The organism is Aliiroseovarius sp. YM-037 (assembly GCF_048060095.1).
GTDB lineage: Bacteria > Pseudomonadota > Alphaproteobacteria > Rhodobacterales > Rhodobacteraceae > JBLUOA01.
Genome location: NZ_JBLUOA010000001.1, coordinates 1,298,203 through 1,319,644, shown reverse-complemented (window position 1 = coordinate 1,319,644; position 21,442 = coordinate 1,298,203). Strand labels below are relative to the sequence as shown.

Annotated in this window: 19 protein-coding genes; 12 read left to right on the top strand and 7 right to left on the bottom strand. The window is 60.2% G+C overall.

The genetic code is table 11. The features are described from left to right. Positions 1-30: 30 nt before the first annotated feature. Positions 31-1,647: an AMP-binding protein gene (locus tag ACEWPJ_RS06485; protein WP_416511825.1), complete on the bottom strand. Its 1,617-nt coding sequence runs from the start codon at positions 1,645-1,647 to the stop codon at positions 31-33. A 9-nt stretch (positions 1,648-1,656) separates the two neighbouring features. After that, positions 1,657-2,076, bottom strand: coding sequence for a hypothetical protein (locus tag ACEWPJ_RS06480; RefSeq protein ID WP_416511823.1), 420 nt, complete (start codon positions 2,074-2,076; stop codon positions 1,657-1,659). 142 nt (positions 2,077-2,218) lie between these two features. Here ACEWPJ_RS06480 and moaA point away from each other — a divergent pair, with 142 nt between their 5' ends. Then, positions 2,219-3,226, top strand: coding sequence for a GTP 3',8-cyclase MoaA (moaA, locus tag ACEWPJ_RS06475; protein ID WP_416511821.1), 1,008 nt, complete (start codon positions 2,219-2,221; stop codon positions 3,224-3,226). Here moaA and ACEWPJ_RS06470 read toward each other — a convergent pair. Continuing rightward, positions 3,223-3,912, bottom strand: coding sequence for an anti-sigma factor domain-containing protein (locus ACEWPJ_RS06470; RefSeq protein ID WP_416511820.1), 690 nt, complete (start codon positions 3,910-3,912; stop codon positions 3,223-3,225). The genes moaA and ACEWPJ_RS06470 overlap by 4 nt on opposite strands. Beyond that, on the bottom strand, positions 3,909-4,451 hold the full coding sequence (locus ACEWPJ_RS06465; RefSeq protein WP_416513014.1) for a sigma-70 family RNA polymerase sigma factor: 543 nt from the start codon (positions 4,449-4,451) through the stop codon (positions 3,909-3,911). The genes ACEWPJ_RS06470 and ACEWPJ_RS06465 overlap by 4 nt, the downstream gene beginning before the upstream one ends. Before the next feature lie 162 nt (positions 4,452-4,613). On the opposite strand from ACEWPJ_RS06465, the gene cobS reads away from it, so the two are divergent. The 5 genes from cobS (at position 4,614) to ACEWPJ_RS06440 (ending at position 10,147) form a co-directional block, all read left to right on the top strand. Continuing rightward, entirely contained in the window at positions 4,614-5,600 is a 987-nt protein-coding gene (cobS, locus tag ACEWPJ_RS06460; protein WP_416511819.1) for a cobaltochelatase subunit CobS, read from the top strand. After that, a complete protein-coding gene (locus tag ACEWPJ_RS06455; RefSeq protein WP_416511817.1) occupies positions 5,600-6,001 on the top strand; it encodes a hypothetical protein in 402 nt (133 codons plus the stop codon). The genes cobS and ACEWPJ_RS06455 overlap by 1 nt, the downstream gene beginning before the upstream one ends. Further along, positions 5,998-7,872: a cobaltochelatase subunit CobT gene (gene cobT, locus ACEWPJ_RS06450; protein WP_416511815.1), complete on the top strand. Its 1,875-nt coding sequence runs from the start codon at positions 5,998-6,000 to the stop codon at positions 7,870-7,872. The genes ACEWPJ_RS06455 and cobT overlap by 4 nt, the downstream gene beginning before the upstream one ends. 64 nt (positions 7,873-7,936) lie before the next feature. After that, the gene (locus tag ACEWPJ_RS06445; protein WP_416511813.1) at positions 7,937-9,742 is read left to right on the top strand and encodes an aminopeptidase P family protein; all 1,806 of its coding nucleotides are present in this window, start codon (positions 7,937-7,939) and stop codon (positions 9,740-9,742) included. Positions 9,743-9,805: 63 nt separating this feature from the next. Beyond that, positions 9,806-10,147: a DUF427 domain-containing protein gene (locus tag ACEWPJ_RS06440; protein WP_416511811.1), complete on the top strand. Its 342-nt coding sequence runs from the start codon at positions 9,806-9,808 to the stop codon at positions 10,145-10,147. 10 nt (positions 10,148-10,157) lie between these two features. On the opposite strand, the gene ACEWPJ_RS06435 is transcribed toward ACEWPJ_RS06440, so the two are convergent. From ACEWPJ_RS06435 to dusA, 3 genes are all read right to left on the bottom strand, one after another. Continuing rightward, entirely contained in the window at positions 10,158-10,889 is a 732-nt protein-coding gene (locus tag ACEWPJ_RS06435) for a hypothetical protein (protein WP_416511809.1), read from the bottom strand. 47 nt (positions 10,890-10,936) lie between these two features. Further along, on the bottom strand, positions 10,937-11,755 hold the full coding sequence (locus tag ACEWPJ_RS06430) for a sulfite exporter TauE/SafE family protein (RefSeq protein WP_416511808.1): 819 nt from the start codon (positions 11,753-11,755) through the stop codon (positions 10,937-10,939). Between the two features lie 69 nt (positions 11,756-11,824). Continuing rightward, a complete protein-coding gene (gene dusA / locus ACEWPJ_RS06425) occupies positions 11,825-12,829 on the bottom strand; it encodes a tRNA dihydrouridine(20/20a) synthase DusA (RefSeq protein WP_416511807.1) in 1,005 nt (334 codons plus the stop codon). Positions 12,830-13,525: 696 nt separating this feature from the next. Between dusA and ACEWPJ_RS06420 the strand changes: the two genes are divergently transcribed. The 6 genes from ACEWPJ_RS06420 to ACEWPJ_RS06395 are packed head-to-tail and all read left to right on the top strand — an operon-like array spanning position 13,526 to position 21,393. Continuing rightward, entirely contained in the window at positions 13,526-15,628 is a 2,103-nt protein-coding gene (locus tag ACEWPJ_RS06420) for a hydantoinase/oxoprolinase family protein (RefSeq protein ID WP_416511806.1), read from the top strand. Further along, positions 15,621-17,270: a hydantoinase B/oxoprolinase family protein gene (locus ACEWPJ_RS06415; protein ID WP_416511804.1), complete on the top strand. Its 1,650-nt coding sequence runs from the start codon at positions 15,621-15,623 to the stop codon at positions 17,268-17,270. The genes ACEWPJ_RS06420 and ACEWPJ_RS06415 overlap by 8 nt, the downstream gene beginning before the upstream one ends. Then, entirely contained in the window at positions 17,267-18,349 is a 1,083-nt protein-coding gene (locus ACEWPJ_RS06410) for a pyridoxal phosphate-dependent aminotransferase (RefSeq protein ID WP_416511802.1), read from the top strand. The genes ACEWPJ_RS06415 and ACEWPJ_RS06410 overlap by 4 nt, the downstream gene beginning before the upstream one ends. Further along, positions 18,346-19,089: an Asp/Glu racemase gene (locus ACEWPJ_RS06405; protein WP_416511800.1), complete on the top strand. Its 744-nt coding sequence runs from the start codon at positions 18,346-18,348 to the stop codon at positions 19,087-19,089. The genes ACEWPJ_RS06410 and ACEWPJ_RS06405 overlap by 4 nt, the downstream gene beginning before the upstream one ends. Further along, positions 19,086-20,432, top strand: a complete 1,347-nt coding sequence (locus ACEWPJ_RS06400; RefSeq protein WP_416511799.1) for an MmgE/PrpD family protein — start codon at positions 19,086-19,088, stop codon at positions 20,430-20,432. Before ACEWPJ_RS06405 ends, ACEWPJ_RS06400 begins: the two co-directional genes overlap by 4 nt. After that, positions 20,425-21,393, top strand: coding sequence for a D-2-hydroxyacid dehydrogenase (locus tag ACEWPJ_RS06395; RefSeq protein ID WP_416511797.1), 969 nt, complete (start codon positions 20,425-20,427; stop codon positions 21,391-21,393). The genes ACEWPJ_RS06400 and ACEWPJ_RS06395 overlap by 8 nt, the downstream gene beginning before the upstream one ends. Positions 21,394-21,442: the final 49 nt, after the last annotated feature.

The following is a 21,442-nucleotide window of genomic DNA, read 5'->3' as shown; positions in this document are numbered from 1 at the left end:
CCCAAATACTCCCGCCGGAGGCGCGTCCCATCAGGGACGCTCCCGCAGTTTCCGCCGCATGATTTTGCCGGTAGCGGTCATCGGCAGGTCCGCGACCCGTTCGATCACCTTCGGCGCGACATGCGGGCTGATCCGATCTTTCACGCGCTCAATCAAAGCTTCTTCAAGCCCCACCCAGTCGGCGCCCTCCTTCAAAACGACAAAGGCCTTCACGACCTCACCCCTGACCGCATCCGGCACGCCAATCGCCGCGGCCATAACGACGTCAGGATGGTTTGTCAGGCAATGCTCAATCTCGCTCGGCCCGATCCGGTATCCGGCAGAGCTAATCACATCGTCATCCCGGCTTGAAAACGTGAGATAGCCGTCCTTATCCATCGTCCCCAGATCTCCGGTCATCAACCAGTCACCCTTGAACTTCGCCGCCGTTTCTTCAGGCTTGTTCCAATACTCCAAAAACATCACCGGGTCGGGCGCCTGCACGGCGATTTCACCCAATTCCCCAGCCGCCGCGGGTGCTCCGCCCGCATCCAAAACCGCCACCCGATGCCCCGGCACCGCCCGCCCCATCGTGCCAGCGCTGTAAACACCCGCGCTTTGGCTGCTGGAGACCACGAGGTTGCACTCCGTCTGCCCGTAAAGCTCGTTGATCTCGGCCCCCAGCGCCTCTTTCCCCCAACGCAGCAGATCGTCGCCCAGACTTTCACCGCCCGAGGCGATTGTCCGCACATCGGCAGTGGCAGGCACAGGCGCGGCTTTTAGTAGCTTCAACGCGGTCGGCGGCAGAAACAACGTCCGCACCCCCTGCTCGCGGATCAGGCGATAGGCGGCTTCGGGATCGAACTTCCGCATCCGGTGGCTGACCAGTGGCACGCCGTAGTAAAGACAGGGCATGGCGAGGTCCATCAGCCCGCCGATCCAAGCCCAGTCCGCCGGCGTCCAGCCGCAATCGCCCGGTTGCGGAAAGAACGCATGGTGCATCTCGATCGACGGCAAATGCCCAAGCAGAAAGCGATGCGCGTGCAGCGCGCCCTTCGGCGCGCCCGTGGTTCCGGATGTATAGATCAAAACCGCGGGATCTTCGGCGCTCGTATCCGCAGTGGCGAAGTCCGGCGATGCGGACTCGATCTCGGCCCACAGATGGCGCGCAGGCGCGGGTGCAGGATCAGTGCAGTAGACATCCGAAAGCGCCGGAAGGTCGGGCCGGACCGCGATCAGCTTTTCCAGGTTGGCCCCGTCCGTCACCGCAACCTTCGCGCCGCTATCCGCAAGCCGATAGGACAGGGCATCCGGCCCGAACAAAGTGAACAACGGCAACGCAATCGCGCCGAGCTTGTAGGCCGCGAAATGGCCGATCAGCACCTCCGGCCCTTGCGACAACAATAACCCGACCCGGTCGCCCGCTCGCACGCCTCGGCTGCGAAACGCATTGGCAAGGCGGCTCGACGCCTCATCAAGCGCCGCATAGGTCCACTCCGTCACCCGCCAGTCTGAATCGAGATGGCGCAGCGCGACGCGGTCCGGTTCTGCCCGCGCCCAGCTGCTGCAACAGGCCTCGGCCATGTTGAACCGGTCAGGGATGCGCCATTGGAACGCCGCTTCGGTCGCTGCCCAATCGCCAAAATCAGTGAGCAGTCGACGCGTCATCCCGGCGGATCAGTTCGTGTAGACTGTAAGCTCTGGCAAGCCGGTCAGCGGCGCACCGATCAGGCGCATCGCTGCCAGCGAAAGGCGACTGCCAGCTGTGGCGGGGCCGTCGATAGGGCGAAGCTCTACCGTTGCGGATGCGCCAGTCGCCTCATAGACCACGCGGCCTTGCGTGACGACATCGACCAGCGGCGTTTCCAGCCAGAACCCCGGCTCTGCTGGCGCGCCGAGGCTGGCAATCGTTGTGCCAAGCGCCTCTCCGCCCGCCGAAACTGCCTGCGCGGCGGCACGCTCCCCGGCTGAGGTTGTATCGAAATCCTCGACCGTTCGGGCGTTTGCGGGCGCAGCAATTCCGCCGGGTCGCGGCGCGGGCCTTGCCGCATCGCTGCCGTTCTGCACGGCGACGGGTGGTTGTTTTGGGGCGAACAAACCCTCACATCCTGTTAAGAAGACGAGGGCACAAAGCGGGAGGGCATACCATTTCATACCTCAAAGCTATGCGCTCAGCCCCTGCCCTTCAATCGAAAGATCGCGCTTGCCGCCAACTCAGCAGAAGCTTACCGTCGCGCCCATGACCGCACCACTGATTGATCCCTTTGCCCGCGCCATCACATACCTTCGGGTATCCGTGACGGATCGGTGCGATTTCCGCTGTGTGTATTGCATGTCGGAAAACATGACCTTCCTGCCGAAGAAAGAACTTCTGACGCTGGAGGAGCTTGATCGTCTTTGCTCGACCTTCATCGGCCTCGGCGTTGAAAAGCTGCGTATCACAGGGGGGGAGCCCTTGGTCCGGCGCGGCATCATGACGTTCTTTGACGCGATGTCCCGCCATCTTGGCACGGGTGCGTTGAAAGAACTGACGCTGACGACGAACGGATCGCAACTATCCCGGTTCGCGCAGGATTTGGCCAATGCAGGCGTTCGGCGGGTCAACATATCGCTCGACACGCTGGACGAACAGAAATTCGCGGATATCACGCGCTGGGGCCGGCTGAAGCAGGTGATCGACGGCATTGATGCCGCACAAAAGGCGGGGCTTCGGGTCAAGATAAACACGGTTGCCCTGAAGGGCATTAATGATGCTGAGCTGTTCGATCTGACCGATTGGTGCGCCAGCCGCGACATGGACCTGACCTTTATCGAGGTTATGCCGATGGGCGATATCGGTAATGAGGATCGGCTTGACCAATACTGGTCGCTGAAAGACCTGCGCGGGCAACTTGAAACCCGATATACCGTCACCGATTTGGCGGAACGCAGCGGCGGCCCGGCCCGATATGTGCGGCTTGAAGAGACAGGCCAGAAGGTCGGCCTTATCACCCCGCTCAGCCATAATTTCTGCGAAAGCTGCAATCGTGTTCGGATCACCTGCACGGGCGAGATTTTTACCTGCCTTGGCCAAGAGGGTAAGGCGGACCTACGCAGTCCACTGCGGGATCATCCGGCAGACGATGCGCCGCTGACCAACGCCATCCGCGCGGCGATTGGGACAAAGCCCAAGGGCCACGATTTCGACTATTCCCGACAGGATGTTGCCGGGCAAATGTCCCGTCACATGAGTCACACCGGCGGCTAGATTGCTGCCACGACCCCCGACCCGAGGATATCGCCTGTCGGTGTCCCATCTGGTGCCCCGCCGGGCGGTTCCTCCGACACGGCCAAGACGGCGCCGTTCAGTTTTCCCCGTAATGCAGCGGGGATCACGATGTCGGACGGCGCGTCGTCGGCCAGCAATCCGAGCGATAGTGGCGCGTCCTCACCCGCGATCAGCCAGAGTTCCAGCACGCGACCCTCTGGCGCAACCCCAACGACCGGCGTGACGCGGAGGGTGTCTTCGCCCGGCACGAACGCCGCGGTCATGCGGAAACTTTGATCTTCTGCCGCAACCTCGGTCATCAGGATCGGCGCCTGCGGCGAGCCGACTGGGCCGCCGAAGAACAGCATGATCGCCAGCGCCGCGACCGCCGCCGTCGCCGCGCCCATCAGAACCTGCCAGACCCCCCAACCGGATTTGCGGGTCACTTCAGCCCCAAATAATCGCTGATCGACAGCCGTTTTCACGCTTGCGGGGGGCGCGAGGCCTTCGACCTCCTCCGCCAGCGGAACCAACCCCTCGCGCCATTCGGCCACCACGCGGGCCAAAGCCGGCTCCGCCCGCAGGCGCGCTTCGAACGCCTCCCGCTCGGCGCCTGACAGAAGGTCCATCGCATACTCTCCTGCGAGCGCGATGTCCTCCTCGTCGTATGTGGGGCCGTCTGTCATCGGCTCAGACATTCCTTCAGTTTAATCAGACTCCGGCGCAGCCACGTTCGCATTGTATTGACCGGAACGCCAAATTTCTCGGCAAGGTCGGCATAGGTTTCCCCTTCCAGATAAGCGCCGCGCACCGCTTGCGCGCGGTCCGCTTCTAGTTCGTCAAAGCAGGCGGTGATCCGGGCAAGCTCCCCGCCAGCTATCGCCGCCGCCTCTGGCCCCGGTGCGGGGTCGCGCATCTCTGCGACCACATCGGGCGTTTCAACCGGCACCCGGCGCGCCCGCAGCCGGTCGATCGCGCGGTTGCGGGCGATCGTGATCAGCCATGTCATCGGGCTTAACCCGTTCGCGGCATAGCGATCCGCCTTTTGCCATATGGTAACAAATATGTCCTGCAACACGTCTTCCGCTTCTGCCCTGTCCTTCAAGACACGCAGGCAGACGCCAAAAAGTTTCGCGCTGGTCAGTTCATACAGCCGATCAAAGGACGACCGATCCGCCAAAGCGACACGGGCGATCAGGTCTTCGATGTCATCCGTGGTTGCCATATTACCCCGTTCGCTCGGCCTCATCTAAACAACTCCGCTGCCTGTTGGCCAGATCGGATTTCACATCTGGCCTTGGCCTTCCCCTTGCACCGCCAGCGGATTTGTTGCACCACAGCCAAGTTGCGGGTTTCGCCCGGAACATCAGTTTTGTTGGACATACGAATGGCGGACGGCGCGATGGACATGACAGCCAAACCGACCGAGGAGATCTCGGTCCGGGATACCTTTGGGATCGACAGCGATATGGTCGTGAAAGGCTTTGCCGAGCGGAGCGACCGTGTCCCCGTGCTGGATTCGACCTACAAGTTCGACCCGGACACGACGCTCGCGATCCTCGCCGGGTTTTCGCACAACCGCCGCGTCATGATCCAGGGCTACCACGGGACGGGGAAATCGACCCATATCGAACAGGTCGCCAGCCGCCTGAACTGGCCCTGCGTGCGCGTGAACCTCGACAGCCACATCAGCCGGATCGACCTGATCGGCAAGGATGCGATCAAGCTGGTCGATGGCAAGCAAGTCACCCAGTTTCAGGAAGGCATCCTGCCGTGGGCGCTGCGCAATCCGACCGCGATTGTGTTTGACGAATACGACGCAGGCCGCGCTGACGTGATGTTCGTGATCCAACGGGTGCTTGAGGTTGACGGCAAGTTGACCCTTCTCGACCAGAACGAAGTGATTGAGCCGCACCCGTCCTTCCGCCTGTTCGCCACGGCGAACACCGTCGGCCTCGGCGATACAACGGGCCTTTATCATGGCACCCAGCAGATCAACCAGGGCCAGATGGATCGCTGGTCGCTGGTCGCGACGCTGAACTACCTTTCCCACGACGCCGAGACCAACATCGTGCTGTCGAAGAACCCGACCTACAACAACGAAAAGGGCCGCAAGACGATCAGCCAGATGGTGACCGTCGCGGACCTGACCCGCACCGCATTCATGGCGGGCGACCTTTCCACGGTGATGAGCCCCCGGACCGTGATCGCATGGGCGCAGAACACGCAGATCTTCCGCAACGTCGGCTACGCCTTCCGCCTGTCCTTCCTCAACAAATGCGATGAGCTTGAGCGCCAGACGGTCGCCGAGTTCTACCAGCGCTGTTTCGACGAGGAACTGCCGGAGAGCGCCGCGAGCATGAGTTTGGGGTGATGACGCCAATCGCAACAAAAATGGTGTTTGCCGCATTTGTTGCGACCGCCTCGGCGGCACAGTCCGAGGTTGAGTTTTTCTGTAGTCACCCCACCCCGAACGGAAATTTGGCTTCCGCAAAGTGGGACGCTTTGGACGGTGCGGTCGCGTCATGCTCCATATCTCCGGGACAGTCGGCTACGTTCCTCGCTTCCCCTGAGCCGGGAGCCTACGAACTCACATTTCTCGGCAGTTATGAAAGTGCATTCTATTTCTTGGCCGATGAAATTCGCATTGAAGAAGATGGATCGGTCTATTTCGGAACTCAGCTCGCGCGGGGCTCTGGCTGCGAACAGGTTGCGCGCGTATATATTCCAGCTGACGGAATTCATTGCGCTTTTCGGCAAAGAACGACCCCATGAACAAACCAAACGACAACCCGGCTGATCCGTTCAAGAAAGCACTCGCCGAAGCGACGAAGGTGCTGGCGGATGATGCTGAGCTGTCGGTGACCTATTCCGTCGATCCGCCGGGACAGACGAGCGACTCGGTCCGCCTTCCGCAAGTCACGCGGCGGATGACGCGGGAGGAGGTGCTGCTTGCCCGTGGCACGGCGGATGCGCTTGCGTTGCGCCACAAGCATCACGACGCGACGACCCATAATCGCTATCTGCCGCAGGGTCAGATGGCGCGCGATCTGTATGAGGCGATGGAAACCGCCCGGTGCGAGGCCGTTGGTGCCCGCGAAATGCCCGGTGCGTTGTCGAATATCGACGTGAAGATTCAGGAAGACGCCAGCCGCCGCGGTTATGACCAGATCACTGACCGGGCGGATGCCCCGCTTGCCACGGCTGCCGGCTATCTGGTGCGCCAGCTTGCGACGGGGCGGGAACTTCCGGCGGCGGCGAAAAATATCGCGGACCTCTGGGAAGGCTTCGTCGAAGAACAGGCCGGTGGAACGCTTGAAGGCTTGCAGGATACGCTCGCCGATCAGACCGCCTTCGCCAGATTCGCCCGCCAGATCATCGACGACCTCGGCTATGGCGATCAGCTTGGCGATGACCCCGACATGGAAGACGAGGACGCCGCCGACGATGCGGAAGACTCGCAGGAAGAGGAAGAGAACCCCGACAGCGAAGGGCAGGACGACGACGGCGATGAGGCCGAAGCCGCCCCCGAGCAATCGCAGGAAGATCAACAGGACAGCGCACAAGCGCAGGTGTCGGTCGATGAAATGGCCGATCAGGAACAGGGCGATGAGGCCGAAATGCCCGAGGGCGACGCCCCGATGGAGCCGCCACCCCCGCCCCCGATTTCCGACGCGGACCCGAACTATGCAGTGTTCGTAACCGAATTTGATGAGGAGATCCGCGCCGAAGACCTAGCCGAACCGGCAGAGCTTGAACGCCTGCGCGCCTATCTCGACCAGCAGCTTGAACCGCTGAAGGGGGCCGTCAGCCGACTTGCGAACAAGCTGCAACGCCGCCTTCAGGCGCAACAGAACCGCAGTTGGGAATTCGATCTTGAGGAAGGAATGCTCGACGCCGGGCGGCTGGCGCGGGTCGTGGCGAACCCGACGACCCCGCTCAGCTTCAAGATGGAGCGGGATACGGAGTTCAAGGATACGGTCGTAACGCTCCTGCTCGATAATTCGGGGTCAATGCGTGGGCGACCCATTTCGATTGCCGCGATCTGTGCCGATGTTCTGGCGCGCACGCTGGAACGCTGCCAGGTGAAGGTCGAAATCCTCGGCTTTACCACCCGCGCGTGGAAAGGCGGGCAAAGCCGCGAAAAATGGCTCGCTGAAGGGCGTGCGCAACAACCGGGGCGTTTGAACGATCTACGCCACATCATCTACAAATCCGCCGATGCGCCGTGGCGGCGGGCAAGGCCGAACCTTGGCCTGATGATGAAGGAAGGTTTGCTGAAGGAAAACATCGATGGGGAGGCGCTGGAATGGGCGCATCGCCGCATGGCGTTCCGGTCCGAGGCGCGGAAGATCCTGATGGTGATCTCTGACGGTGCGCCGGTTGATGATTCAACGCTGTCGGTTAACCCGGCGAACTACCTCGAAAAGCATCTGCGCGATGTGATTGAGATGGTGGAGCGGAAGAAGATCGTCGAACTGCTTGCCATCGGCATCGGCCATGACGTGACCCGCTACTATGACCGCGCGGTGACGATCACCGACGTCGAACAGCTTGCCGGGGCTATGACCGAACAGCTTGCCGCGCTGTTTGATAACGATCCCCGCGCCCGTGCCCGGATCATGGGCATCAAGAACGCAATTTAACATGTTGACGTTGAATGTAATTTCGACGACCTGACGGCCAACAAACCCGACATTCGGAGGAATCATGTTTCAAGATTTCGAAGTTCGCTCCCGCCCCGCTGATGGCCCGCCACGCCTTGCCGAGTTGCGCAAAGAACTCAGCAAAGATGGCTTCGCCGGGTTCATCATTCCGCGCGCAGACGTGCATCAAGGCGAAAACGTCGCCGCACGGGATGAAAGGCTAAGCTGGCTGACCGGGTTCACAGGCTCGGCCGGGTTTTGCATTGCCCTCGCGGATCGTGCGGGTGTGTTCATCGACGGGCGCTACCGCGTTCAGGTGAAATCGCAGATCGATCTGGAGCATTTCACGCCGGTCCCGTGGCCCGAAACAAAGCCCGGTGACTGGCTGATCGACACGCTGCCCGAGGGCGGCAAAATCGGCTTTGATCCGTGGCTGCACGGCTGGCAGGACATTGAAACCCTGAACAAGCGGCTCGACGGTAGCGGCGTGGCGCTTCAACCCATGCAGAACCTCATTGACCGTATCTGGGCCGACCAGCCCGCCCCGCCGATGGGCATGGTCGATATCTACCCGGAGGAGCTTGCGGGTGACTCCCACGCCACCAAGCGTGAACGGATCGCCAAGGACCTTTCTGACGCTGGCCAAACCGCTGCGGTCCTTACCCTGCCCGACAGCATCGCGTGGCTGCTGAACATCCGCGGCGCCGATATCGCCCGCACCCCCGTCGCCCACGCCTTTGCCATCCTGCATCAGGACGCGACGGTTGACCTGTTCATATCGCCACAGAAACTAACGGACGCAGTGAAAGATCACCTTGGTGCCGATGTCCGGCTGCATGATGTGAAGGGTTTTTCGGCGGAGCTTCAGGCGCTTACCGGAGATGTCCTGCTCGACAAACAGACGGTGCCGGTTGCGGTCGCAACGCTCATCAAGGACGCCGGGGCGAACTGCGTGTTTGACAGCGATCCCTGCATCCTGCCCAAGGCCCGCAAATCACCGGCAGAGATTGCGGCCACCAAGGTCGCCCAAAAACGCGACGGTGCGGCGATGGTCGAATTTCTCTGTTGGCTTGATGCCGAAGCGCCGAAGGGTAACCTGACCGAAATCGACGTCGTGAAAAAACTGGAAGAGTTCCGCCGCGCGACCAATGCCTTGCGCGATATCAGCTTTGAGACAATCTCCGCAACTGGGCCGCATGGCGCGATCTGCCACTACCGCGTCAGCGACGAAAGCAACCTTCGTGTTGAACCCGGTCAATTGCTGCTAGTCGATAGCGGCGCGCAATATCTCGACGGCACGACCGATATTACCCGCACCGTACCCGTCGGCGAAGTAGGAGAAGAAGAAAAAGCCTGCTTCACCCGCGTTCTGCAAGGCATGATCGCAATGTCCCGCGCGCGCTGGCCCGTTGGTCTTGCCGGGCGCGACCTTGACGCGATTGCGCGCTATCCCCTTTGGCTCGCCGGACAGGATTATGATCACGGCACAGGCCACGGCGTCGGCGCTTATCTTGGCGTGCATGAAGGCCCGGCACGGCTGTCTCGCGTATCCGACGTGGCGCTCGACCCCGGAATGATCCTGTCAAACGAACCGGGATACTACCGCGAGGATGCGTTCGGCATCCGTATCGAAAACCTGCTTGTCGTGGTGGAGGCCCCCGCCCTGCCCGGCGCGGACGCCCGCGAAATGCTGAGCTTTGAGACGCTTACATACGTGCCCATCGACCGGCGCTTGATCGTGCGCGACGATCTTAGCCGGGCGGAGCGGGATTGGCTTAACGCCTACCACGCAACGACCTTTGAGATGTTGGCCGACACGGTATCAGACACCGCCCGGACGTGGCTGAAGGACGCAACCGCACCGCTCTGACATTCCCATGTCATCATTCCCCTGTTATGGTCGCCCGACACGCGGACAGGAGGACGAAAACGCATGGCGGATCACATCCAGATCAAAAAGGCCGAAGGCACATGGGTTGTCCGCGCGGGCGGCGCGGTACTGGGCGAGTCGAGCAACGCGCTTGAGCTGTCCGAAGGCACTTACAAGCCGGTGATCTATATCCCGCGTGAAGATATGGCGATGGCCTTTCTGGATGACTCCGATACCGCGACGCATTGCCCGCACAAGGGCGACGCCAGCTATTATTCGATCCAAACGAAAAGCACTGTGATCCCCGATGCGGGCTGGTCCTACGAAGACCCGAAGGAGGGCGTTGCCGAGATCAAGGGCCACCTCGCCTTCTACCCCGATAAGGTGACGGTGGAGCGGGTCTAGCCCCCGACCATCAGGGCTTGCGCAGCCAATCGGCGCTGCCTTGCGGAAATTGCGGCCTGAAATACGCCACCAATCGCCCGTGGGGTGACGCGGTTTTGCCCGTCCACGGTGCGATGCCGTGTAACAGGTGGCGGTGAAGCAGAATTGCCTCTCCCCGCCCGGCCAAAATCTGAACACGCGCACAGGTTTCAAACACCTCGCGCCGGGCGGCTTTGTATATGTCGGTCAGATCAACCTCCGCCCAGTGATCCGGCGAACAATCCGCCAACGCGCGCTCAAACGCCGCGCGCATGATGTGATGGCTGCCCTCCCAGACGACCAGCGGCGACGTCTCTGCCGTGCAGGCGTCGATCGGCAGCCCCAGGACAAACGCGTGCGGCTCCTTCAACATGCGCCGCCGATCCTCCCCAACCGCCAGCAACCCATCCACATGCGCCGCATCGCGGCGCTGGCGATACCCGAACGCCGCTTCGCTTTCGCCTGCTCGCGGGCGTGGATACCCCGGATAAATCGCCGATAGCTGCGCTGGATGCAGCGGCGGCATCTTTGCCCCCAGAAGATCACGCAAAAACGCCATCGCGGCGCCCTCCAACGGGCCGGAGCCATTCACTGCGCCTGCCGCATCGTTCGCCAAGGCGTCAACACCGACGAACCACGTCCCGTCACACTCCCGATCCGTGACAGGCGCTGTATCCACAACAGCCCGCGCCGCAGGCTCCGCCGCTTCAAGCCAGCGCAACACATCCGGGTCGCGTGGAAAAGCGGCCCAACCCCTTTGCCAAAACGCCTCTACCACCCGACCGCCTTGCGCAGCATGTTCAGCGCCACGATCAGCAGGAACACCGCAAACACCCGCTTCAACGGCTTGGCATCCATACTATGGGCGAGCTTCACCCCGTAAGGCGCTGTTATCATTGTCATACAAACAACCAATACGAAGGCGGGAAGGTTCACCGAACCAATGGTAAGCGGAGGCCGCACCGCTGGCACGTTGAACAGAAATCCGATCACCGACGGCACCGCGATCAAAACGCCAAAACCCGCCGCCGTCGCCACCGCCCGATGTATCGGCCGCCCGTAGAGCGTCATAACAGGCACACCAAACGATCCGCCGCCAATCCCCATCAAAACCGATAAGAACCCCAACACCGGAGACAAGATCGCCCGTGTCACGCCCTTGGGCATATCCGGCGCAATCTGCCAACTCGCCCGCCCGAACCCGAGGTATAGTCCGACCACAATTCCCAGAACGCCAAATATCCCCTGCAAGACCGTTGACCGTAAGCTCGCCGCGACGAGCACGCCGACGATGGCGCCGATAACGATCCCCGGCGCCCAACTGCGCAGGATATCCCAATCAACCGCGCCTTTGCGATTGTGGCTCATCACCGACCGAAGCGACGTAACGATGATGGTGGCCAGCGACGTCGCCAGACAAATCTGCATAAGCTCGGAACTTGCATATCCAAGCGCCGAAAACGCGTAAAAGAACGCGGGCACCAGTATGATCCCGCCGCCGACACCCAGCAATCCTGCGATCACACCGGCAAACGCGCCGATTGCCAGCAAAAGCGCCGCCATCGGCAGCAGAATAGCGATGTCTGGCATGTGGTTAGACCCCTCTGACGCGATGCGTCCTCCCTACACCGTCCGAAAGGAAGCGTCCACGGGCCGGACTCAGGTGCTCTTGGCTTCTTCCACCGCGATCTCAGACAGCGCAGCCTCGACCACCTCAAACCCGGCATCGGGCCGATGCGCGCCCTCTGACAACGTGCGACGCCAGTGCCGCGCCCCCGGCTGCCCCGAAAACATCCCGAGCATATGCCGCGTCACCTGATGCAACCGCCCGCCTTCATCCAGATGCGCCTCGATATACGGGCGCATTTCCTCGACGACTTGAAGCGCCGTCTTGCCACCGCTTTCTTCAAATATCCATTGATCCGCCCGCAGCAGCACATCCGACGGCGTGTGATACGCGGCCCGACCGATCATCACACCATCAAGCCCCGCGTCCAGAAACCGCTTGGCCTGCTCCAGGCTCTCGATCCCGCCATTGACCGAGATATGAAGGGTCGGAAACCGATCCTTCATCCGCATCACAAGATCATAGTCAAGCGGCGGAACATCACGGTTTTCCTTAGGGCTCAGCCCCTGAAGCCACGCTTTGCGTGCGTGAATTTGCACCCGCTGCACCCCGGCATCCTGCATCCGAGACAGAAAATCTGGCAGCACATCCTCCGGATCTTGGTCATCCACCCCGATGCGAGATTTCACCGTCACCTCAACACTGGACGCATCAATCATCGCCCGGACGCATTTCGCGACCAGCGCGGGCTGTTCCATCAGGACCGCCCCGAAACACCCGGACTGGACCCGATCGGACGGGCAACCGATGTTCAGGTTGACCTCATCATACCCCGCATCACAACAAATCGCCGTTGCCTCTGCCAGCTCCGCCGGGTCAGAGCCGCCAAGCTGCACCGCCACAGGACGCTCCGCCGGATCAAAGCGAAGCAAATGCAACGCCCCCCCCCGCACCAACGCCGGAGCGGTCACCATCTCGGTATAAAGCAAGGTCCGACGGGTCATCAGTCGGTGAAGATACCGGCAATGGCGGTCAGTCCAATCCATCATGGGCGCAGTAGACAATCTCGCTGCCGCAGTGGCTGCGTTGTTGGGCATTCCTAGCTCTCCTATGGTCCGCGATCCGGTTTTCGCGTCCATGTTGCACACATAATGCACACGAATTGGGGCAGTCTAGCCCCTCAAGAGCAAAGACAGGCAGACGACGGCGATTGGGTGGGGCTGAGATCGTGAACCCTTACTCTACCGCTAGACCCAGACGGCAATGGATCTTCAAAAATCCCAGAAAAGACGCTGACTCTCGGGGGTAGTTTAAGTGCACACCAATCGCTGACTTTTTCATGCAATGTCCGTTTCGCTGCACTTCTCCATCACCAGACCTTCGTGGGCTGAGCTGGGAATGCCGACTCTGAGCACTTAGCGACAAATGCTGCGATTTGCATGAATGTCTAAGCCCTTTTTGAATCCAAACACCGGAAAGTGGCGGGTTACGTCGATTTCTGGCCATAGAGCAAAAGTCTTCCTCGACATATGATTGCCCGCCCAGCAGCACCGCGTTTGAGCAGAGCATCATTCATTTTTATTGACACCCATGCCTGCGCTCGTGCAGCGTTTCATATAGCGGAGTGATGGAGTGCAGCACATGCTGGGACGGTGCATCAGGATGGTTTTGGGGCGGCGCTCGACCGGCTGTGATCTCGTCGTCTGACGTGACCTGAGCATTTTGGCGCCTCGCCAGTTGGTGTTCGCGTATCACGGATGCCAACAGATTCCCCTCTCTTCCGGTAGCTTCTCATGCCTAAAACCAAAGGACTTCGCCTTGCCGTCGATATTGGCGGCACTTTCACAGATACCGTTTTGGTGAATGGTCAGGGTAATATTCTTGCCACCACCAAAACGTCGACGACGCCGGCGAACCCGACGCTTGGGGCGCTTGAAGGGGCGCAGCGGGTGCTTGCGCAAGCAGGTGGTGATTGGTCACAGATCCAAGGTTTCATTCACGGCACGACCCTGGCCACCAACGCTTTGATCGAAAGACGCGGGGCCGTTGTTGCGACGATTACGACTTGGGGGTTTCGCGATATCCTCGAGATAGCCTATGAGCGGCGTTACAGCCAATATGACATCAATCTGGTCAAACCTGACCTGCTCGTTCCGCGATCGCGCGCGTTCACCATTGCAGGGCGGATGACGGCGAGCGGACATGAGGTTCAGGCGTTCGACGACGAGGCCGTTGCAACGCTTGCAAGAGATTTGACAGGTAGCGGGGCCGACGCGGTGGCGATCTGCCTGATGCACGCCTATGCAAACCCTGCACATGAAATCCTGCTCCGCGAGATGTTGCACGATGTCGTGCCCGATCTGGTGATCTCTTTGTCCCATGAAGTCAGCCCGGAGGCGCGCGAGTTCGACCGGCTTTCTACGACCATTGCCAATGCCTATATCCAACCTCTGATAGCGCGCTATCTGGCCGACTTTCAGACCCGGTTTTCTCAGATCGGGCTCAGATGTCCGATCCTGATGATGACCGCTGGTGGCGGTATGACGACGATTGAAACAGCGGCGCGACTGCCAATTCGACTGGTTGAAAGTGGTCCGGCCGGGGGGGCAATTCTGGCGGCACGCATCGCTGCTGAAACCGCTGAAAGCGAAGTCTTGAGTTTTGACATGGGGGGAACGACGGCCAAACTTTGCCTGATCGATCAGTTTCGTCCCCAGAGCACACGCAGGTTCGAGATTGCCCGAGCTGAGAGGTTCGTCAAAGGGTCTGGCATGCCAGTTCGTATCCCTGTGATCGAGATGATCGAGATTGGCGCGGGGGGCGGTTCGATCGCGCGTGTGGATCGGCTTGGCCGAATACAGATCGGGCCTGAAAGCGCAGGCTCGGACCCCGGGCCGGCGGCCTTTGCCAAGGGTGGCACCGCCCCGACGGTGACAGATGCAGATGTGATGCAGGGGTTCATCGACCCTGATCTGTTTGCCGAGGGGGAGCTAAAGATTGATGTTCAGGCGGCAGAGACTGCGCTTGCTCAGAATATCGGTGGCCCAAAGGGTATCGATGCTACTGAAGCGGCTCATGGCATCAGCGAGATCGTTGATGAAAACATGGCTGCCGCAGGGCGAATGCACGCCGTTGAATCGGGTAAAGATCTGGCTGCGCGTTTGATGATCGCCTTTGGTGGCAACGGCCCATTGCACGCAACCCGAGTTGCCAGACGTGCGCAGGTCGAGCGCATCCTTGTACCGCGCGATCCGGGTGTCGGCTCCGCCGTCGGATTCCTTTACGCGCCAGTGTCTTTTGAGATTGTCCGATCCAGGTACGATACGCTGGACGCGCTAGATCTGGCCGGGCTCAACGCATTTTTCGAAGATATGCTTGCGGAAGCGCTGAGTGTGGTGCGGACCGGGGCTCCAAAGGGAAAGCTTATCGAGCGCCGCGTGGCTTTCATGCGATATCACGGGCAGGGTCACGAAATTGAGATACCACTGCCCAACCATACATTGGTGGCCAAAGATGTCCCGGGCCTGAAACGCGCTTTTGAAGCGGAATACAGCCGCCAGTTCAGCCGCTCCGTCCCCGGTATGACGATCGAAATACTAAACTGGGCGGTTGAGGTATCTTCTGAACCGCGTGCATTGCAATCCGCTCATGATGCCCCCGGCATGCAATGCGCAAAGTCCATGGGACGTCGAAGGATTCTCTGTGATGTCACCGGCGACTGGCGCGACGCAGAGATTTACGAGCGTGCCGCGCTTGACCCCGGTGACCATCTCATCGGGCCCGCTTTGATCGTCGAGCCGCAGACCACCACATTTGTTAGCGCCGACTTTTCGGCGCGCTTGGATGGTGTCGGCAACATTTGGCTTCATCGCCGAGAGGAGAGCGCTGATGAGTAAGACTGACACCCGTCTGCAAGTCATGTGGAACCGGCTTTTGGCCGTGGTCGAGGAACAAGGGCAAGCCCTGATCCGGGCAGCATTCAGCCCAATCGTTCGGGAATGCGGCGATATCTCAGCGGGTATTTTTGATATTCAGGGCCGGATGCTGGCACAGGCCGTCACCGGCACTCCGGGGCATATCAACACCATGGCCGAGGCCGTAAAGACCCTGCGCGGCCGTTTTGAACTTCAGAACATGAAGCCGGGTGACATCTACTTGACCAATGATCCCTGGATTGCCTCTGGCCATTTGAACGATTTTCTTCTGATGATGCCGGTATTCTACAATGCTCGCGTGGTTGGCTTTACCTCCTGCACCTCGCATCTTGTCGATCTGGGTGGCCTGGGCATGGGGCCTGAAGGGACAGACATCTATGACGAGGGCCTGTGCATCCCGCCGTGCAAGCTGATGGATCAGGGGGTGCTTAATGCGCTGTTGATGGAGATCGTGAAAGCCAACTCGCGTGAGCCCATCGCCAATGAAGGCGACGTTTACGCGCTGATCGCCTGCTGCGAAACCGGCGCCGCGCGCCTTGCCGGTATGATGGACGAATTTGGCATCGACCATCTGGATGATCTGGCCGACTACATCATCAATACGTCCTATCGCGGCACTGTCGATGCCATTGCCGAACTCCCAAAAGGCAGGTGGCGAAGTGTTCTCAAGGTCGATGGTTATGAAAAAGAGATAGACCTGCATGCGGCACTGACAATCGCAGACGACCATGTCTTGCTTGATTTCTCCGGCACATCAGGGTTGTCAAACAAAGGTATCAACGTACCGCTCAACTATGCCACCGCCTATTCCGTGTTTGCGCTGCGCTGCATTATCGGGCCGGACATACCCAACAACGCAGGCTCGCTCGCGCCGTTTCGGGTTACGGCTCCGAGCGATTGTATCCTCAACGCTCAGCCCCCTGCGCCGGTGGCCATGCGCCATACCCTGGGGCAAATGACGCCTGACCTTGTTTATGGCTGCCTGTCGCAGGCTGTGCCTGACAAGGTTCCAGCCGAGGGCGCATCCTGCATGTATGATCTGCCGCTGCGCCATGTGGCCGAGGCGGCGCTGAACGGGGGTGAGCAGTTTGCATTAGAGCTTGTCTTCAATGGTGGCACAGGCGCGCGGCCTGAATTGGATGGGCTGTCGGCGACGGCATTTCCTTCGGGCGTCTGGGGCTCTCAGATCGAAACCACAGAAGCCGTAGCGCCCGTTCTATTCACGCGACGCGAGTTAAGACAGGACAGCGGCGGCCCCGGTCGGTATCGCGGCGGGCTGGGTCAGCACATCGAATTGCGATCCGCCAACGATGAAGATCTCATGGTCTTCTTATCGGTCGAACGGGTGTTGAACCCGGCCAAAGGCCGTCACGGCGGCATGGCTGGCGCCGCCGGGCGCATCCGTATCGGCCATGACGGGGCCGACCTTCCAAGCAAGGGCGAAGTGCGGGTGAAAGCAGGCAAGACGCTGATTTTTGAGACGCCGGGGGGCGGTGGGTTCGGTCCCCCGCAAGAGCGCAACGATGAGGATATTCAGCGCGACCTTGACGAGGGTTTGATCAGCCAGACAGCCGCGCGTCGCATTTATGGAGCCAAGCCATGATCAAACCGGTCCGCCATATTGCCGCCATGTCCCCCTATGCGCTGGCCAATTTGAATGCGCCCAAAGGCAAACGCCTCATTTCGCTCTCGCAAAACGAAAGTCTGTTGCCGCCAAGCCCGCTTGCCGTCCGGGCTGCGACAGATGCCGTAGCGAACGCGCAGCTCTATCCTGATCCAGAGTGGCGTGAACTGCGCGACGCCTTGGCCAAACGTCATCGCATCCCTTCCGACGGGATTCTATGCGGCAATGGTTCGATGGAACTGATTGCCTGTCTGACGCAGGCATTCGCGGACCCGAAAAGTGCGGTTCTAGCGCCTGCCCATGCCTATCCGTTTTTCCGAACTGCGGCGCAGCTGGCGCAAGCCCGTTTCGATACCGCGCAGGAAGACAATGCGAGGGTGTCCGTTGACGCTCTCATCGCGGCCGTCCAGCCCGATACGCGCGTTGTGTTCATCGCCAATCCGGGCAATCCAACCGGCACCCGAATATCGCGCACCGAGCTTCTCCGGCTCCGCGATGGGTTGCGCCGCGGCATCCTGCTGGTGATTGACGAAGCTTATGGCGAATTTGCCGACCATCTGGGAGAGCCTATGTTCGATCTGGTCGGGCGTGGCGATACCGTGGTTCTGCGCAGCTTTTCCAAAGCCTATGGGCTTGCCGGGATGCGTGTCGGTTGGGGCCTGTTTCCTGAACAAATTGCCGAGGTGGTGCGCAAGGTGATGAACCCCAACAACATCTCGGTGGCCGGGCAAGCCGCGGCCTGCGCTGCGCTCAAGGATCACACCTATATGCAGGCGACTTGTCAGACCACAGCCAGACGGCGGGATCGGTTTATCGACCGGTTGCGCGACACCGGCTTCAATGTCGCAGAAAGCTTCACCAATTTTGCTCTCATCCACTTTGCCAGCGCTGTGGCCGCAGCCCGGGCGAATGCAGCCCTGCGCGCCGAGGGTGTTTTTCTGCGGGCGCAGGGCGGCGCGGGGCTGCCAACTTGCCTTCGGGTAACGATCGGCCCTGAAGAGGAAATGAACATCGCGGTGTCGCATCTGGAGCGTTGGGTAAGGGAGGAAAAGACATGAAAAGCTCACGCGGGCGTGCACGCTTTGGGATTTTGGTGCCCTTTACAAATACAAACCTTGAACCAGACATGGCGCTGTTGCGACCCGAAGGAGTTTCGTTCCATTTTGCGCGAATGGGTGGGTATGATCAGGACGAGATTCCAGATGCTGATCAGATGCACGGGCTGGGCGCGGTTGACCTGAGCGAACCGCTTCGCCTGTTGCAAGGCGTGAAACCTGATGTGATTTTTTATGGCTGCACCTCTGCCACGCTTACCCACGGCCCGTCGTTTGACCGCGCCCTTGCTAGGCAAATCAAACAGGACAGCGGCGCGGAAACGGTGACCGCCGCTGGCGCTTTGGTGCACGCGCTCCAGACTTTAGGCATCAAACGCATCGGTTTTGCGTCACCCTATGTGCCGACAATCAACGACATGGCCATCGCCTTTCTGTCCGAGGTTGGCGTGGACACGATAAAGCGCTCAGAAGTTGGCACGGCGCTCGACAATTACGGACAGGGAGAACTTGAGCCACAATCCGTCCATGATCTGGGGCTTGCCGCTGATCACACTGATGCCGAGGCCGTCGTTCTGTCGTGTACCGATATGCGCAGTGTCGAGATTGTTGACAGGCTCGAAGCCAAATTGGGCAAGCCGGTGATCACCTCAAATCAGGCCATGGTGTTTCAGGCCATGCAGCTTGCCGGTGTCGGCGAGCCTATACCAAGTTTTGGCCAGTTACTGAAAAGAGACCGCCTATGACCTTCGATCACATTGCAAACTTCATCCTTGCCCGCAGCGAAATGCCGCAAAGCGCGCTTGAAATGGCCGCCACACTGCTGATCGACACCGTCGGTGTGGCCGCTGGCGCAGCGGGCCTGGAGGCCGGGCAAATCGCGCGCGATCATGCTTTCGCCTTCCACGGTGCCGGATCGCCGGAACATTCGGCCCATTTGTTGTTTGATGGTCGACAAGCCTCGATCCCGGGCATGGCCTTTGCCGCCGCCACCCAGATTGACAATTTAGACGGCCATGACGGCCTGAACGCAACTAAGGGACATATCGGCTGCGCCGTCGTGCCTGCGCTTCTCGCCTTTGCCGAAAACCGGCCAGACCTCACGGGCCGTGAAGCCCTTGAAGCGCTCGTCATGTCCTATGAAGTGGCGGCAAGAGCCGCCTTCGCCCTGCACGGTTCGGTCAGTGATTATCACACGTCTGGGGCGTGGAACGCGTTGGGTGTTGCCGCGCTTGGGTGCCGGTTGCGGGACGCCAGCTCCGAGCATTTGCGCCAGGCTCTCGGGATTGCAGAATACCATGGGCCGCGCAGCCAGATGATGCGTGAAATTGCCAACCCGACCATGCTGCACGATGGATCGGGCATGGGGGCACTGGTGGGTTCCATGGCGGCGCTGATGGCGATTGACGGGTTTACAGGTGCCCCAGCGATTACTGTGGAGAGCAAAGAGGCATCGACCCATTGGGCTGATCTGGGAAAGGTCTGGACCATAGAGCAGAATTATATCAAACCATATCCGGTCTGCCGTTGGGCCCACGCAGCGATTGACGCCCTTTCTGCGCTGATGCGAGAATATGGATTTGCGCAGCGCGACGTTGCATCAATAGAAGTGAACACGTTTGCGGAAGCGGCAGCACTCTATCGACGAATGCCATCAACCACCTCTCAGGCGCAATATTCTCTGCCGTTTGCCCTATCGGTTATGCTGACACATGGAAGGATCGGCCCTGAGCATATTTCCGGCAAAGGGCTGAGCGACCCTGATGTCGCGAAGATCCTACCAATGATTTCCGTGCGGGAGGGCGCGCGGCATTCAAGGCGTTTCCCTGCAGCGCGGTGTTCTGACATCACCATCACACTGAGGGATGGCAGGCAACTTGCGTCCGGAGATGTGGATGCGCGCGGCGGGCCGGAAGACCCGATGGAAATGCAGGAGATTGAGCGGAAATTTCAATCGATGACGGCGACACTCGGCACCGAACGCGCTGCGGCGCTCTGGGGGATTCGAGAGCGTTTGCCGCAACCCGGCGTGAGTTTCAAAGAATTGGCAAGGCTAACGCGGGCACCCGCGGAGGGACACGATGTCTGAAACGCCACGTATCATTTTGCACAACGACGACACGACCGAACTGGCGAAACAATTACTTGCCGCCTTTCCCGAAGCCGAATTTCGCGAGTGCAACAGCTATGAGGCCCTGCCTTCGCTGATCGACAGCTACCACCCGGATATCGTCTATTCCGTGCGTTTTGCCGGCACTCCCGGCTTCCCGCGCGACGCGCTGTTCGGGCCGGGTGGGCCGACATGGATCGCCAACGGCGGGGCGGGGACTGACCACTACGGACAATGGGACGCGACCAAAACAACCGTGACCAACACCGCAGGTGTGGCCGCTGATATGATGGCCGAATATGTTTTTGGGGCGTTCCTGCATTTCACATTGGATGTGACCGGCCTGCAAAACGACAAGGTTGCGAAGGTATGGAACAGCCGATTTGTTGCACCACTTTCAGGCAAGACGCTTCTCATCGTCGGGCTGGGCCATACTGGTCGGGCAGTTGCATGTCGCGCCAAAGCTTTTGGCATGCGCGTTTTGGGAATCCGCGCAAATCCAAAGGCGATGGAACATGTCGACGAGGTCCATCCGGCGGGCGAATTAATAAACCTTTTGGCACGCGCAGACTTCATTGCAATCTCGACACCGCTCACCCCTGCTACACGCGGCCTCATCGGGACAGATGAGATCGCGGCGATGTGGCCTGGCGTGGTCCTTGCTGACGTCTCACGCGGCGGCGTCGTGGATCAATCCGCGCTTTGTGCCGCTCTCAAGGCCAAGCACGTGGCCGGCGCTGCATTGGATGTATTTGAAACGGAACCCCTGCCTGCGGACAGCCCGCTATGGGAATTGGACAACCTGATCATCTCTCCCCACTGCTCATCCGTTTTTGCCGGTTGGGAGGAAGCATCGTTCGATCTGTTTTTACGTAATCTTGTACGTTGGACGAAAGGTGAAGAACTGACCAATATCGTAGACCCGTCCCGCGGATACTAAACAAGTCGCCTGTGTCGTGGTCTGCATTGTCAACCTTTTCTGCCGCTTA